Below are 12,934 nucleotides of genomic sequence, written 5' to 3'. Positions count from 1 at the left end.
TTATTCTGCTCGCTCCGGACGGCTCATCAGTACATGCACGGCATCCGGCAAGCGTACGCTTCCGCTTAAAACCCGGTGCACGGTCTGTATCAGTGGCAACTCAATACCCAGATGCCCAGCCAGCCGGTCAGCAGCCTCGGCAGTACGCACACCTTCAACCACCTGGCCAATACTCGCAACAGCCGCAGCTGCCGCAGCGCCTCTGGCCACCTCTGCTCCAAAGCGGCGATTACGGGACAGCGTGCCGGTACAGGTCAGCACCAGATCACCGAGCCCTGAGAGCCCCATCAGGGTCTCATAACGCCCGCCACAGGCGACCGTCAGGCGCGCCATCTCGGACAATCCACGGGTCACAGCTGCAGCCACCGAGTTGTGGCCAAACCCCAGCCCATCAGCCATACCGGCGGCAATGGCGATAACATTTTTCAGTGCCCCGCCCATCGCAACACCGATCAGATCATCACTGCTATAGATACGGAATGAGGTGTCATCAAAAAACGCAGCTGCAGCTTCTGCTTTGGCCAGATCAGAGGCAGCCATCGTAATGGCCGTCGGCTGTCCTCTGGCCACCTCAGCGGCAAAGGATGGTCCGGATAGCAATGCAATACGCTGCGCAGCAATATGGCGCGCAAACATCTGGTCGGTGCGCTCAAGCGTCTGCGGATGCAGCCCCTTGCAGGCCGCAATCACCGGGTAATCACCATCGGCAAGCAATGGCAAACAGCTGTCAACCGTCGCACATGGCAAGGCATAAACGCAAGCTGCAGCCCCCTGCATGGCAACGACAGGATCAGCCATCACATGAAGATTGGCAGGCAACGGAATGCCGGGCAGGTAGCGGGCATTTTCACGGCTGCTGTTCAGCAACTCCGCCTGCACATCGTTTCTGGCCACCAGCCGGACCTGACGACCGCTTCGTGCCAATACCAGTGCCAGAGCCGTTCCCCATGAACCGGCCCCCCATACAGTTACCACCTGCTGTTCACCCATGCCGCCGCCTCCCTGCCTGCAGGGCAATTGCTAGCATGAGCAGTGCCCCCGGCAAAGGCCAGTCGCCCCAGCGCATGTATGGCGTTTGCAGGTTCGACAGCTGATAGGAGGCAATCAGGCTCCCCTGCTGCCACCATGGCAGGCTTGCCTGAACACTCCCGTCCGGCGCGATAACGGCTGTCACACCTGTATTGGCAGCACGCAATACATAGCGGCCTGTCTCAACGGCCCGCATACGAGCTGCCTGAAAATGCTGCCAGGCAGCCGGTGTTGTGCCATACCAGGCATCATTGGTGACATTCACCAGCACATCCGCACCATGTAACACCCGTGCTCTGGCCTCCTCGGGAAAGAGTGATTCATAACAGATCAGCGCACCATATCGATGGCCGCGCAGTAGCAGCACACCGCTGTCCTCTGCCGCTTTAAAGTCGGCAATTTCGGGCACCAGCGCATGCAAAAACGGAATCCATGACGGCACATATTCCCCGAATGGCACCAGATGATGTTTACCGGCAAAGGGGCGCTCTGCGCCGGAAACGTCAAGCGGGTCATCAGCCAGCAGGCCATTCTGCGCCGTTCGCTTGCCGGTCAGCTTCAAGCCCCCGAACAACAGCGGTGTGTGCCAGCTGTCGACCTGCGTATTCAACCAGCCATTCCAGCCGGGAGCCCGTTCGAGGAAAAAAGGAACGGCCGCCTCCGGCCAGATAATCAGATCCACATTGCCACGCGCCGCCGTAGCGGAGAGGTCGGCATAACGCTGCATCGTCTCGTCGACAAAAGCCGCATCCCACTTCTGATCCTGAGGAATATTGCCCTGTACAAGCGCAGCCCGATACAGCGGGCCATCCGGAATCGCCGCTGTCGGTGGAGCCAGCCAGAATAACAGCAAGGCCAGAGCACCGCCCGCAATCGCCGGACGCCACCGGCGCATGGAAAGCAGTGTCAGTGCTGCCGCAGCCAGTGCCGGCAACGCCGCCGCACCATACACACCAAACCAGGAGGCCCAGCCAATGGCCGGAGTATCCAGCAACACATTGCCCAGCGCGGTCCACGGCAGACCGGTAAACAGATGTCCGCGCAACCACTCCTCACAAACCGTTGCCGCAGGGAACGCCAGCAATACCCGGCTGCTACGCCCTGCCGTTCGCCAGCACAACCAGCCCAGCAATGCAGGCAGTGCCGCCATGACACAGCCGACAAGGGTCACGCACAATGCCGCAACCAGCCATGGCAAATGGCCAAATGTGTGCAGTGTCGGAGCCAGCCACCATGCGCCAAGGCCGAACCAGCCCAGTCCGAATGCATACCCGGCAGCATGCCCTCGCATCAACAGGCCGAGAAGACCGGCCAGCAGCAAAGGAGCCAGCCATGGCTGGTCATAGGGGCTGAATGCAAACGGCATCATCGCGCCAAGACCGAAGGCTATGATATGACTGCGATAATGGGCGATGGTTTCTATGGCGGGCATGATTAAACCCGTTTATGTTTTCAGTGCGTGTGACGGACGCTGAATGCGTACCTTGCTGACCTTGCGGGGATCTGCCTCGATAATATGAATGCGGAAACCATCAAGCTGTACAACCTCTCCGGCCTGTGGAATACGGCCAAGGCGTGAGGTCAGCCAGCCGGCGACGGTGTCATAATCACCCTCTGGCAACACCGCATCCAGCGCTTCGCTGAGCTCTTCAATGTGCATGCGTGCCATCACCATATAACTGCCATCCGGCAATGGCTTGCACTCCTGCTCTTCATCTTCGCCATCTTCGCCGATCTCGCCGAAAATCTCGCGCACCAGGTCGGATAGCGTGACGAGTCCAGCCGTACTACCGAACTCATCGAGTACAATCGCAAAGCTGCACGCATGCTCGCGCATCTCGGAGAGCAGGCCGGATACCTGCTCAAGCTCCAGCACCTTCAGGCATGGCGTCAACAGGGAGGCAAGCGACGGTGACTCCCCCTTCAGCCTTGCATCAATCACATCCTGGACATGCACCATACCCAGCACATGGTCGATATCACCATCAATCACCGGCATACGGGCAACATCGTTTTCCACCATCGCCCGTTCAACATCGGCCAGTGATGCATCGGCAGGCACCGACAGAATCTCGGAGCGCGGAATCATCACCTCGCGCACGCGCGTGTCATGAAAGTGCACAATCGCCTCAAGCATGCTGCGCTGTTCTTCCGACTGCACGGCAACCGCGCGACCGAGCACGGCCAGCAACTCCTCCTCATCACGACCCGGACGCAGCTGCTCAATCAGTAACGTTCGCAATCGGCCGCCCCAGCGACGCAATACATCACTCATGCCTGCAACTCCGGATAGGGATCATGCAGGCCGAGCTGTTGCATCGCCTGCCGCTCAAGCTGCTGCATGATAACCGCCTCATCGTCATCAATATGATCATATCCAAGCAGATGAAGGGTTGCATGCACCACCAGGTGCTGGATATGGGCCTCCGGCGTCAGCGCCAGGCGCTCCGCCTCCTGCAACACAAACGGAATGGCCAGCGCAATATCCCCAAGGGACTCATCAAAATCGATGGCATCCGGCTCCTGCATCGGAAACGAGAGCACATCAGTGACCGCATCCTTGCCCCGCCACTGGCTGTTCAGCTCCCTGATCTCCATATCCGGGGCAAAGCGCACACACACTTCCGGTTCCGCTGTGTCAGGATCCGTCACAGTGCACGCGGCCATCACTGCCGCAGCAATGGTCTCCGGCGGGGTAAATTCGCCCTCGATCTCCTCATCAACCATCACATCAATCACGATCATCATCCTCATAGGCATTTACAATCTGCTCAACCAGCTGATGGCGAACCACGTCACGCGCATCCAGGCGGCAGATGGCAATATCCGGAACCCTCTCCAGCACCTTTAAAGCATGCAGCAGGCCACTTTGCTGATGACGGGGAAGGTCCACCTGCGTCACATCGCCGGTCACAACCATGCAGGCACCAAAACCCAGACGGGTGAGAAACATTTTCATCTGCTCGCGCGTCGTATTCTGCGCTTCATCGAGAATCACAAACGCATCATTAAGCGTTCGGCCACGCATATAGGCCAGAGGTGCAATCTCGATGCGGTTCTGCTCCAGCAGCGCATTCATACGTTCGACACCGAGCATATCCGCCAGAGCATCAAACAACGGTCGCAGGTAAGGGTCTACCTTCTGCTGCATATCCCCTGGCAAAAATCCCAGCCGCTCACCCGCTTCAACAGCCGGCCGGGTCAGAATAATGCGCTCCACCCGATTGCTGTTCATGGCCGATACCGCTGCTGCGACAGCCAGATAGGTTTTACCGGAACCGGCCGGACCAACCGCCAGCGTCAGCGTCTTGCTGCGAATCGCCTTCAGGTAGCTGCGCTGATTCGGCGTTTTACCACAGATATGGCGTCGCCCTGCGATCAGCACATCGGCCGCCGCCTGAGTCCCGCCCTCATCTTTCATTGCGCCTTCTATATCCACCTCGCTTAACTCCCCGTAGCGCTCAAGATGTGTCTGTAATCGCCTGATTGCCTGCACCGCTTCGGCAGCCTGATCCCCTTCCACCATCCAGTCTCCCGGTTGCCCGAGAAAACTCACCTGATAATAGCGCTCAATGCGCAGGAGGACGCGATTGCCGGGACCACACAGTGCCTGTAACTCCGTCCCGCCAAGCGATAACTGCAACGGAATACGTCTGCTCGCCGACTCACTCACCGACAAGAATCAACTCACCCCGAAGCGACTGCCCGTACGCCTCCATGATCCGAACCGGCAATATCTGGCCAATCTGGCGGGGGCTGCCACGGAAGTGCACGATTCTGTAATCGGCCGTGCGCCCTTCCATATCGCCTTCATTGCGTCCCGGCTTTTCAACCAGAACCTCGACCGTACGACCAAGCTGACGCTCCATGCCAAGGCGGCTCTGCTCACGCATCAGGGTCAGCAGACGCTGCAGGCGCTCATCCTTGACCGCCTCGGGAACACTGTCCTCAGCATGCGAGGCCGGCGTTCCAGGACGCGGCGAATACTTGAAGCAGTAGGCCGTGTCGTAGCCAACCTGACGGGCAAGATCGAGTGTATCCTCAAAATCTTCATCCGATTCACCGGGATAGCCGACAATAAAATCGGAGGAGAGGGCGATATCAGGGCAATATCCGCGCAGCTCGTCAATCAGGCGCAAATAGGTTTCACGATCATGGCCCCGGTGCATCATTTTAAGCATATGATTGGAACCGGACTGCACCGGCAGATGCAGATAAGGCATCAGCTGCGGAATCTCGCTGAAAGCACGACAGAGCTCGCTGGTCATCTCCATCGGGTGACTGGTGGTAAAACGCAAACGTTTAAGCCCGTCGAGTGCGGCAACCGCATAGAGAAGCATGGTAAAATCCCATTCTCCACCATCCTCACCCAGACCACGGTAACCATTCACGTTCTGTCCCAGCAGGCTGATCTCCACCACGCCGTCCGCCAGCAGCTGTCTGCACTCGGTCAGAATATCCTCAACCGGGCGGGAGATCTCAGGTCCGCGGGTATAGGGCACCACACAGAAGGTGCAGAATTTGTCACACCCCTCCATAATGGTCACACAACCACTTACCCCCTGCCCCTGATGGCGCGGCAGGCTGTCAAACTTCTCGATCTCAGGCATATCGACTTCAGTCAGCTGCACACGATCACGGCGAATCTTCTTCACCATTTCGGGAAGACGGTGATAGGTCTGGGGCCCGAACACGAGGTCCACATAGGGGGCCCGTTTCTGGATGCGTTCACCTTCCTGCTGGCCGACGCACCCGCCCACGCCAATGATCATATCCGGTCGTTTATCTTTAAGCTTGCGATAGCGCCCCAGCTCTGAATAGACCTTCTCCTCCGCCTTTTCACGTACCGAGCAGGTATTCATCAGAATCACATCGGCATCTTCCGGCCGGTCGACCAGACGCAGACCGTATGCCTGCTTCATGATGTCGGCCATCCGCCCGGAGTCATATTCATTCATTTGACAGCCGTAAGTGCGGATAAACAGCGTATCAAGAGAGCGTATGGGATCTGTTTTTGATTTCATGGAATGGCGCAGGCTAAAGCGGGCGTATGGCGCAGGCAAACATCCGTCGTATCCTGTGGCAGCATTCTTGCTCGATTTCACCTGCGAATCCCTGTGATTCGCGCCTGTTCACAGAATACCGGAGGCATGCATGTCATGGTTTTCGCAATTAATGGCGTGGTTATCCGGCGCCAACCGGAGCCGTCAACCTGAACGGAGCAGCCCTGCTGCGGCAGGCAAAAAAGCCGGGCCTTCGAAAGGATATGCGCCCCGCTCATCAAACAGTGAAACACAACCACAACAGAGCCTGCAAAACCTGCTCGACATGTGCCCGAAAGGACCCGTTTCAACGCCGGCATACAGCATCAAACAGCCACTGCCGATGCAAAAAGAGGCCATTGAGCGTCTTGCCGCCCACATCAACTCAATCCCCCCCATGCCGGAGATATGGCACGAAATACAGGCCATTCTGCAACAACCCGGCGCCTCCGCCAGCGATCTGGGGCAATGCATCGTACGCGACCCGGTCCTCACCGCGCACATCCTCACCGTCTGCAATTCAGCTGCCTATGCCTCTCCGGGCCAGTCTGAAATTACCAACATTCCCCTGGCCATTGCCCGCCTTGGCCTGCATGAAACCAGCAGTGTCATTTTTCAGTCACTGGCGCCGGACCTGAGCAACAACACAAATCGCCACCAGATTCGTTATATCTGGTTCCACTCCCAGGCGATCGCAGCCCTGGCCCGCCTGCTGGCCGAGCCGGCCCGCTCGGTGGATCGTTCGACCGCCTCCCTGAACGGCATGTTGCACGACATCGGCAAGCTGGTCATTCTGCATACTGAACCGGACGAACGGCTGCAACAGCTTTCAACCCTGATCAAAGCCGGCCACGACAGCCTTGCCGCAGAGCATGCCGCACTGGGCTATACCCACCTTGATGCCGGTGTCATGCTCGCCCTGCACTGGCACCTGCCAAGACAGGTACGGGAGCTGATCACTCACCATCACCATCCGGATCAGCTTCCTGTCGCCGATACTCCCGACCCTCAGGCCAACATGATCAACCATCTTGCCCACCTGGTTCTGCAACAGCGCTCAGGCCTGTCCGGTGATGGTATCTGGCAACCCCATCAACGACAGTGGCTGCCGGAAAACACGCGTTATCTGGCCGACACCCTGCAAATCCCGGTCAACAGCCCGGTATTTTTCCAGCAGCTGGATGATGCAATCGAGCGACTGAAACGATCATTCCCGGACCTTTTCCCTCCGCCGCAGCCATAACCCGTCACTGCCCATAAAAGCAATGGACTTCTACCCGTTCTATCAACGATAGTTCGGCTATGAATCAGTATCCTGAAAAGACATGTGACATCACCAACCTTGTACGCCACCCGAAACTGGTGGAAGCCGCCATCAGCGGCAGAAAAACCCGCCAGGGCCGCAATGGCGTCTATGGCTGGCCGGGCGAAACATTCGAGCTTGATGGCATTACCTTTACCGTCACCTCACTGACCCGTGAGCGCCTGGGCGACATGACCGATGCGGACGCTATGGCTGAAGGGTATCCGAATCTGGCCGCCTATAAAGACCTCATCCTGCGCATGCACAAAGGCATGGAGTGGAATCCGGATGATCTGGTCTGGGTGCATACATTTCAACGCGCGGATCAGAATCCGGCCGGATAAGTGCACCACGCACCGGCCCTGAATCCATAAACCACTTGCGGGAGCCCCTGGAATGAGCAGCCACGATACTACAGATGCGATAACAACCATCAGGAAAAAGCAGGAAAATATCGCTGTCGTCATTGGCGTTGCCTTTACACTGACACTCTGTATCTACTTTTTCACCTACGCCATGCTGGTCGACAAAGGCAATAGCGTCGGGCTATGGCTGATGGGCATCTCAAGCCTTCTGATGCTGCTTACGCTGATCTACCTCAAACAGGTCTCCTTTTTCATGGCCCGTCTGTGGCTCGGGCGCAAACCCGAGCTGCGCGAAGCATTCGCATCATTAAGGGCGACGCAGAAATCATAACCGCAACATCCGCAGCCATCCGCATGACCGGCGGAGCGAGTCAGCAGGAACAGCATCAGAACGCCTGACCGGTACCGAAATAGAAGCGCCAGCGCCGGGTCGCCGTACCATAGGCAGCATCCACCCGGAAGGTTCCCTTGACCAGCCAGCGCAAGGTCAGCCGGGCCCCGCCGCCGAAACCGGCCACCACGGGCCGGCGAAAGGCCGGCCGATGACTACTCCAGATCTGACCGACATCCGAAAAGGCAACCAGCTGAACATTGCTCGCCGCCGGCAGCGGAAACCGGCCCTCAATATTGCCGAACAGATAGTACTGCCCCTGCAGCTCACCCGGCAGATAACCGCGCAGCCCGCTGTTTGAGCCAATATCGAACAAACCGTCCTTGAGCACCTGACCGGATGCCGCACCGCCGCTGATGCGCCAGTCAAGCGTGGCTGTCGATGAATAGAGCCGGGTATGATGCGTGAGATATGAGGTTTGCCGATACACATTGACGGTTGAGCCGAATCCCTGGTGAGCCACATCGAGTGCATACTGAAAGCCCGTGCCGGTGATCCAGGTGGTGTGATCATCGAGATTTGTATAGGTCACCGTACTCAACACACTGTTGCGCCGGCTGTCCTGCACAAGCGTGGCCGGAGCCCCCGTCACCAGCCTGAAGGTCGAGCGACTGCTGTAAAAACCCAGCCCCAGATCCCAGCCATCCCCCGGCACTGCTCCCAGTGCCCAGCTTGCACTGGTATACCAGCTACTGTTCTGTTGCTGGTACTGTCCGGTCAGCACGCCCTGATCAAATGCATCGAAAACGCTGCGCCCGGCACCCATGCCAAAAGCCAGACTAACCGGACCATCAGCCACCCGCCGCCACTGATAACTGCCATCGGCACGCGTCCCCTTCAATCCGGAAAAATTTTTACCTGTATCCTCCCGAACAGCCACCCGCAACTGATGGTGCAGCCCCCAAAGATTATGCTCCGTCAGGGTGACACCGGCTGTCGATTTACCAATATCCGAACGGGAGGCCTCCGGCAAAATGAAAAGCGACCAGCGCTCTTTCAAAACCACATGCACCGAGCCATCCTCTCCCGGCGGCAAAATCACAACCGTACTGAATAAGCCCAGATTACGCAGACGACGCTCACCGGCAGCCTGACTGTCAGCATGCCACAAACCGCCAACGCTGAAGGGAAGCTCGCGCAAGATGGTGCGCGGACTGGTCCGTTGCAAACCGGTGATATGGATATCACGGATCCACACACCGTCATCCGCACATGCAGGTAAAAGCTGAGCTGCCGACAGCAGCAGAAAAACGACAAGGGTAAAAATCAACCGAAGCATATTCTGACAGCCCCCTGAATATCTAACCCGCCAGAGCTCAGTCTACACCATCGGAGCGATCAGGTCGTCCCCTCCCGTTTCTCATCCGCAACCACATCCGGCCCAAGCAGAACGGCGATCCAGCGGGTCTCCTCACCGGTTTCCAGCGCCAGCTTGACAATCATCGTCAACGGCACGGAAAGCAGCATACCGATGGGCCCCAGTATCCAGCCCCAGAACACCAGTGACAGGAATACAACCAGCGTCGAAAGGCCCACACCTCTTCCCATATAGCGGGGCTCGATCACATTTCCCATCACAATATTGACCACCAGATAACCGGCACCGGCAAACAGCGCCGTGCCCGGCCCCACCTGAATCAGGGCCAGTAGCACGGCCGGAACAGCGGCAATAATCGAACCGATATTGGGAACAAAGTTGAACAAAAAGGCAATCAACCCCCACAACAACGGGTAATCCACGCCCAGCACGGACAGCCAGATCGCAACCATGACACCGGTGGCAAGGCTGACCCAGCCCTTGATGGCCAGATAGGAGTTCACGCTGGCAACAAAACGGCGGAAATGCTCACCGGACGGGGCGTGCTCCCCCATCACCCGCCACTTATGCGGCATTGCTGAAGCCTCCAGCAACAAAAAAATTACCGTCAGAATAATGAGAAATGTATTGGCCAGCATGTTACCAAGACCGGCAAGCAGTTTGCCTGCCATCCCCATCGCCTGAGCCGGACTGAAGTTATCCCGCAATAATTGCGAATCAAGATGCAGCCCCATACCGGCCAGCCAGTTCAGCAACGCATCGGTTTGCAACTGCAAACGAGCCTGATAGGTCGGCAGATTATGGGAAAAGTCGGCTACCGAAGCGCCAACAAAAATACCGATCAGGGCACCGACAAGCACCAGCGTCAGGGCAATCAGCAACACGGCCATTGCCGATGACATGCCACGTGCATGCAACCAGTAGAGAGGCGGCAGGCAGATAATGGCAATAAACGCGGCAAGCAGAAAGGGAACCAGCAGCGAGACCGCCGCCTGCATACCGGCAACGACTACGACAAAAGCCGCTGCCGTCATCATCGTCGAGCTACCGTGCTGCATCAGTTACTGATAGGACGACAGCCGCGGATCATCCAGATCAAACGCGGTTTCACCTGAAGCAAACATCAACCGCAAATAAGGCATACATCCTTCACACTCCCTGCCGCACCCTGTTGCTTCCTGTGCCTCATCAAGCGTGCCGTAAACCTTAAGCTGCTCGAATGTTTTGTTCACACACTCACAACGATTCACCAGCTCTTCATCCACCGTCACCCTCCTGTTGTTCACTCTTGCGATGCAGCATCGGATACTGACCGATCTCTCCGGAAAACGGCAAGCGCAACATATAGAGCAACGTATGCGTCGGTGCCTGCTGCAGATGCGCCAGCCCGATCACCATCGCCTGATGGCCACCTTCAGGCTGCGCTCGCCAGGTTCCGAACCATCGGTCCCACACACTCAGGTTAAAACCATAGTTACTGTTGGTCTCATGCCTGAGTATCGAATGATGGACACGGTGCATATCGGGCGTCACCAACAGCCATCGCAGCAAACCGTCCAACCGGCGGGGAAGCCTCAGGTTGGCATGATTGAACATCGCCATTGCATTGAGTATCACCTCGAACAACAGCACGGCCAGGACCGGTGCCCCCAGAAGAATCACCACGACGGCCTTGATCAACAGCGACAGAATCATTTCCAGCGGATGAAAGCGCAGTGCGGTTGTGACATCAATGTCGCGATCGGCGTGATGTACAAGGTGCAACCGCCAAAGAAGCGGCACCGCGTGAAATAACACATGCTGTCCGTAGATTGCCAAATCCAGCAACACAATCGCAAGCGCAACCTCCAGCCCCTCAGGCAGGGAGAATTGATTGAGAAGCCCCACACTGTGGGCATTTGCCCATATCGCCACTGCCGATGCACTGCTGACGGGAAGTATCCGCATCATCATGGAGTTAAGGACCACCATCGCAAGGTTGGCAGGCCACCGCCGGCGACCAAAGCGAAGAGGTCGGCACGGGTATTTCCCCTCAGCCACAGCCATCACTATCAAAACAGCCAGAAATGCTGACAGTCGTATTGATTGCTCATCCATACATGGATCATGCCGCAAGAGTGCGTTACGGGGAAGAGCTCAGGAGTCAACCCGGGCACGAAACGTAAAAATGAACCCATCAGCCCTGCTGATTTTGTATTCTGTGACACAGATCACTGCCGGCCGGTTGACTGCACATTGAATTCGCGCAGCATCGTCGGACGCCGAAACGGGCGACCTACACCTCATTCTCGGAGGAACTATCATGAAGAAAATCGTTATTGTAAGTCTGACAGCCGGCCTGGCACTGGCCGCCTGTGTCAGCGACCCGAATGATCCCAACAAAAACACCAAGCAAAATGCTGCTGTCGGTGCCGCTGTCGGTGCCATTGCCGGTGCTGTCATCGGCTATCAGCAGGATCACTCCGGAGGTGCGCTTCGCGGCGGCCTGATCGGTGCGGCAGCCGGTGGCGCCCTTGGTGCCGGCGTTGGCGTATATATGGACAAGCAGCAAGCCGAGTTCAACCGTCAGCTGGCCGCAGAACAGCGGGCCCATCAGATCGAGGTTGAGCGCCTGCAGAATGAAAACCTGAAGATCACCATGAACTCCGAGGTCTCATTTGACAATAATTCGTCGCAACTGAAGCCTGCATTCAGCAACACCCTCAGCAAGGTTGCCGATATTCTTAATCGCTACCCGCGTTCGACCATTCACATCATCGGCCATACCGACAGCAGAGGCTCGGCCGCCTATAACCAGAGCCTGTCAGAGCAGCGGGCCCAGTCGGTCAAGTGGGCACTTGCCGATCATGGCGTTGACCCGAACCGCATCAGCACAGAAGGGCGCGGAGAAACTCAGCCACGCGACAGCAATGACACCGAGGCCGGCCGGCAGCTCAACCGCCGTGTAGAAATGATGATTGTGCCGGATCAGAATATTCAGTGATCACACGTGCGTGGCAACCGGCAGTGAGCCCGGTTGCCACACTCCGTGAATAGTGCTGGTCTTCTCAGAATCCCAGCTTTATAGTGTGCGGCGCAGAACATGGTTGTTGAAGATGTTGTTTGGCCGGCTCGGAAGTTTCTTCTCGATTTTCCCAACGAACAGTCTGTTTGATAAACATGCATGCTTTAATTTATCGAATAAAGATTGAGGTATAGTTCAAAATGGCAACAGGTACAGTAAAGTGGTTCAACGATACTAAGGGCTTCGGCTTCATCGCTCAGGACAACGGCGGAGACGACGTATTCGTACACTTCTCAGCAATCCACGTAGACGGCTTCAAGTCTCTGCAGGAAGGCCAGAAGGTTGAATTTGAAATCGAAGACGGCCAGAAGGGTCCTCAGGCTCGCAACGTTATCCCGCAGTAAGCTTCAACACATCAACACAATTTAACCGGATCCCCCGCTCAAAAGGCGGGGGATTTTTTTATTCATACACAGCCATAT

15 protein-coding genes are annotated in these 12,934 nt (G+C 57.1%); 5 read left to right on the top strand and 10 right to left on the bottom strand.

The features are described from left to right. Genes FEF65_RS08470 through miaB form a run of 6 tightly spaced genes read right to left on the bottom strand, consistent with a single transcriptional unit; the run spans nucleotide 1 to nucleotide 6,053 of the window. On the bottom strand, nucleotides 1-990 hold the full coding sequence (locus FEF65_RS08470) for an NAD(P)H-dependent glycerol-3-phosphate dehydrogenase (protein ID WP_138239372.1): 990 nt from the start codon (nucleotides 988-990) through the stop codon (nucleotides 1-3). Continuing rightward, nucleotides 983-2,461, bottom strand: a complete 1,479-nt coding sequence (lnt, locus tag FEF65_RS08465; RefSeq protein WP_238701280.1) for an apolipoprotein N-acyltransferase — start codon at nucleotides 2,459-2,461, stop codon at nucleotides 983-985. Before lnt ends, FEF65_RS08470 begins: the two co-directional genes overlap by 8 nt. Nucleotides 2,462-2,473: 12 nt before the next feature. Then, nucleotides 2,474-3,304, bottom strand: coding sequence for a hemolysin family protein (locus tag FEF65_RS08460; RefSeq protein WP_138239371.1), 831 nt, complete (start codon nucleotides 3,302-3,304; stop codon nucleotides 2,474-2,476). Next, entirely contained in the window at nucleotides 3,301-3,789 is a 489-nt protein-coding gene (ybeY, locus tag FEF65_RS08455) for an rRNA maturation RNase YbeY (protein WP_238701279.1), read from the bottom strand. The genes FEF65_RS08460 and ybeY overlap by 4 nt, the downstream gene beginning before the upstream one ends. Further along, nucleotides 3,761-4,708 carry a PhoH family protein gene (locus FEF65_RS08450; RefSeq protein WP_138239370.1) on the bottom strand — a complete coding sequence of 316 codons (948 nt, stop codon included), beginning with the start codon at nucleotides 4,706-4,708 and terminating at the stop codon, nucleotides 3,761-3,763. Before FEF65_RS08450 ends, ybeY begins: the two co-directional genes overlap by 29 nt. Next, nucleotides 4,695-6,053, bottom strand: a complete 1,359-nt coding sequence (gene miaB, locus FEF65_RS08445) for a tRNA (N6-isopentenyl adenosine(37)-C2)-methylthiotransferase MiaB (protein ID WP_138239369.1) — start codon at nucleotides 6,051-6,053, stop codon at nucleotides 4,695-4,697. Before miaB ends, FEF65_RS08450 begins: the two co-directional genes overlap by 14 nt. Nucleotides 6,054-6,183: 130 nt before the next feature. On the opposite strand from miaB, the gene FEF65_RS08440 reads away from it, so the two are divergent. Genes FEF65_RS08440 through FEF65_RS08430 form a run of 3 tightly spaced genes read left to right on the top strand, consistent with a single transcriptional unit; the run spans nucleotide 6,184 to nucleotide 8,070 of the window. Continuing rightward, nucleotides 6,184-7,314, top strand: a complete 1,131-nt coding sequence (locus FEF65_RS08440) for an HDOD domain-containing protein (protein ID WP_138239368.1) — start codon at nucleotides 6,184-6,186, stop codon at nucleotides 7,312-7,314. Between the two features lie 59 nt (nucleotides 7,315-7,373). Continuing rightward, the gene (locus FEF65_RS08435; protein WP_138239367.1) at nucleotides 7,374-7,718 is read left to right on the top strand and encodes an ASCH domain-containing protein; all 345 of its coding nucleotides are present in this window, start codon (nucleotides 7,374-7,376) and stop codon (nucleotides 7,716-7,718) included. 52 nt (nucleotides 7,719-7,770) lie between these two features. Further along, complete coding sequence (locus FEF65_RS08430) at nucleotides 7,771-8,070, top strand: hypothetical protein (RefSeq protein WP_138239366.1); 300 nt, start codon at nucleotides 7,771-7,773, stop codon at nucleotides 8,068-8,070. A gap of 55 nt (nucleotides 8,071-8,125) precedes the next feature. Here the strand turns inward: FEF65_RS08430 and FEF65_RS08425 are convergent, their stop codons facing one another. From FEF65_RS08425 to FEF65_RS08410, 4 genes are read right to left on the bottom strand one after another with little or no spacing between them, the layout of a single operon-like run. Beyond that, on the bottom strand, nucleotides 8,126-9,409 hold the full coding sequence (locus FEF65_RS08425; protein ID WP_138239365.1) for a POTRA domain-containing protein: 1,284 nt from the start codon (nucleotides 9,407-9,409) through the stop codon (nucleotides 8,126-8,128). A gap of 59 nt (nucleotides 9,410-9,468) precedes the next feature. Then, nucleotides 9,469-10,506 carry an AI-2E family transporter gene (locus FEF65_RS08420; protein ID WP_138239364.1) on the bottom strand — a complete coding sequence of 346 codons (1,038 nt, stop codon included), beginning with the start codon at nucleotides 10,504-10,506 and terminating at the stop codon, nucleotides 9,469-9,471. Between the two features lie 3 nt (nucleotides 10,507-10,509). Beyond that, the gene (locus tag FEF65_RS08415) at nucleotides 10,510-10,713 is read right to left on the bottom strand and encodes a hypothetical protein (protein ID WP_138239363.1); all 204 of its coding nucleotides are present in this window, start codon (nucleotides 10,711-10,713) and stop codon (nucleotides 10,510-10,512) included. Next, on the bottom strand, nucleotides 10,706-11,545 hold the full coding sequence (locus FEF65_RS08410) for a sterol desaturase family protein (RefSeq protein WP_238701276.1): 840 nt from the start codon (nucleotides 11,543-11,545) through the stop codon (nucleotides 10,706-10,708). The genes FEF65_RS08415 and FEF65_RS08410 overlap by 8 nt, the downstream gene beginning before the upstream one ends. Nucleotides 11,546-11,750: 205 nt before the next feature. Between FEF65_RS08410 and FEF65_RS08405 the strand changes: the two genes are divergently transcribed. Continuing rightward, on the top strand, nucleotides 11,751-12,431 hold the full coding sequence (locus tag FEF65_RS08405) for a YiaD family glycine zipper/OmpA-like lipoprotein (protein ID WP_138239362.1): 681 nt from the start codon (nucleotides 11,751-11,753) through the stop codon (nucleotides 12,429-12,431). Between the two features lie 221 nt (nucleotides 12,432-12,652). Next, nucleotides 12,653-12,856, top strand: coding sequence for a transcription antiterminator/RNA stability regulator CspE (gene cspE / locus FEF65_RS08400; RefSeq protein WP_138239361.1), 204 nt, complete (start codon nucleotides 12,653-12,655; stop codon nucleotides 12,854-12,856). Nucleotides 12,857-12,934: the final 78 nt, after the last annotated feature.

Origin of the sequence: Mariprofundus erugo, assembly GCF_005818865.1 — a bacterium.
GTDB classification, from domain to species: Bacteria; Pseudomonadota; Zetaproteobacteria; order Mariprofundales; family Mariprofundaceae; genus Mariprofundus; species Mariprofundus erugo.
The sequence above is the reverse complement of the archived record's forward strand: the minus strand, read 5'-3'. Positions and strand labels throughout refer to the sequence as shown.

What these genes read in the sequence shown, in the direction of transcription:
- FEF65_RS08470 (WP_138239372.1), bottom strand. Translation starts at nt 990, where the DNA reads ATGGGTGAACAGCAGGTGGTAACTGTATGGGGGGCCGGTTCATGGGGA.
- lnt (WP_238701280.1), bottom strand. Translation starts at nt 2,461, where the DNA reads ATGCCCGCCATAGAAACCATCGCCCATTATCGCAGTCATATCATAGCC.
- FEF65_RS08460 (WP_138239371.1), bottom strand. Translation starts at nt 3,304, where the DNA reads ATGAGTGATGTATTGCGTCGCTGGGGCGGCCGATTGCGAACGTTACTG.
- ybeY (WP_238701279.1), bottom strand. Translation starts at nt 3,789, where the DNA reads ATGCCTATGAGGATGATGATCGTGATTGATGTGATGGTTGATGAGGAG.
- miaB (WP_138239369.1), bottom strand. Translation starts at nt 6,053, where the DNA reads ATGAAATCAAAAACAGATCCCATACGCTCTCTTGATACGCTGTTTATC.
- FEF65_RS08440 (WP_138239368.1), top strand. Translation starts at nt 6,184, where the DNA reads ATGTCATGGTTTTCGCAATTAATGGCGTGGTTATCCGGCGCCAACCGG.
- FEF65_RS08435 (WP_138239367.1), top strand. Translation starts at nt 7,374, where the DNA reads ATGAATCAGTATCCTGAAAAGACATGTGACATCACCAACCTTGTACGC.
- FEF65_RS08430 (WP_138239366.1), top strand. Translation starts at nt 7,771, where the DNA reads ATGAGCAGCCACGATACTACAGATGCGATAACAACCATCAGGAAAAAG.
- FEF65_RS08425 (WP_138239365.1), bottom strand. Translation starts at nt 9,409, where the DNA reads ATGCTTCGGTTGATTTTTACCCTTGTCGTTTTTCTGCTGCTGTCGGCA.
- FEF65_RS08420 (WP_138239364.1), bottom strand. Translation starts at nt 10,506, where the DNA reads ATGCAGCACGGTAGCTCGACGATGATGACGGCAGCGGCTTTTGTCGTA.
- FEF65_RS08410 (WP_238701276.1), bottom strand. Translation starts at nt 11,545, where the DNA reads ATGGATGAGCAATCAATACGACTGTCAGCATTTCTGGCTGTTTTGATA.
- FEF65_RS08405 (WP_138239362.1), top strand. Translation starts at nt 11,751, where the DNA reads ATGAAGAAAATCGTTATTGTAAGTCTGACAGCCGGCCTGGCACTGGCC.
- cspE (WP_138239361.1), top strand. Translation starts at nt 12,653, where the DNA reads ATGGCAACAGGTACAGTAAAGTGGTTCAACGATACTAAGGGCTTCGGC.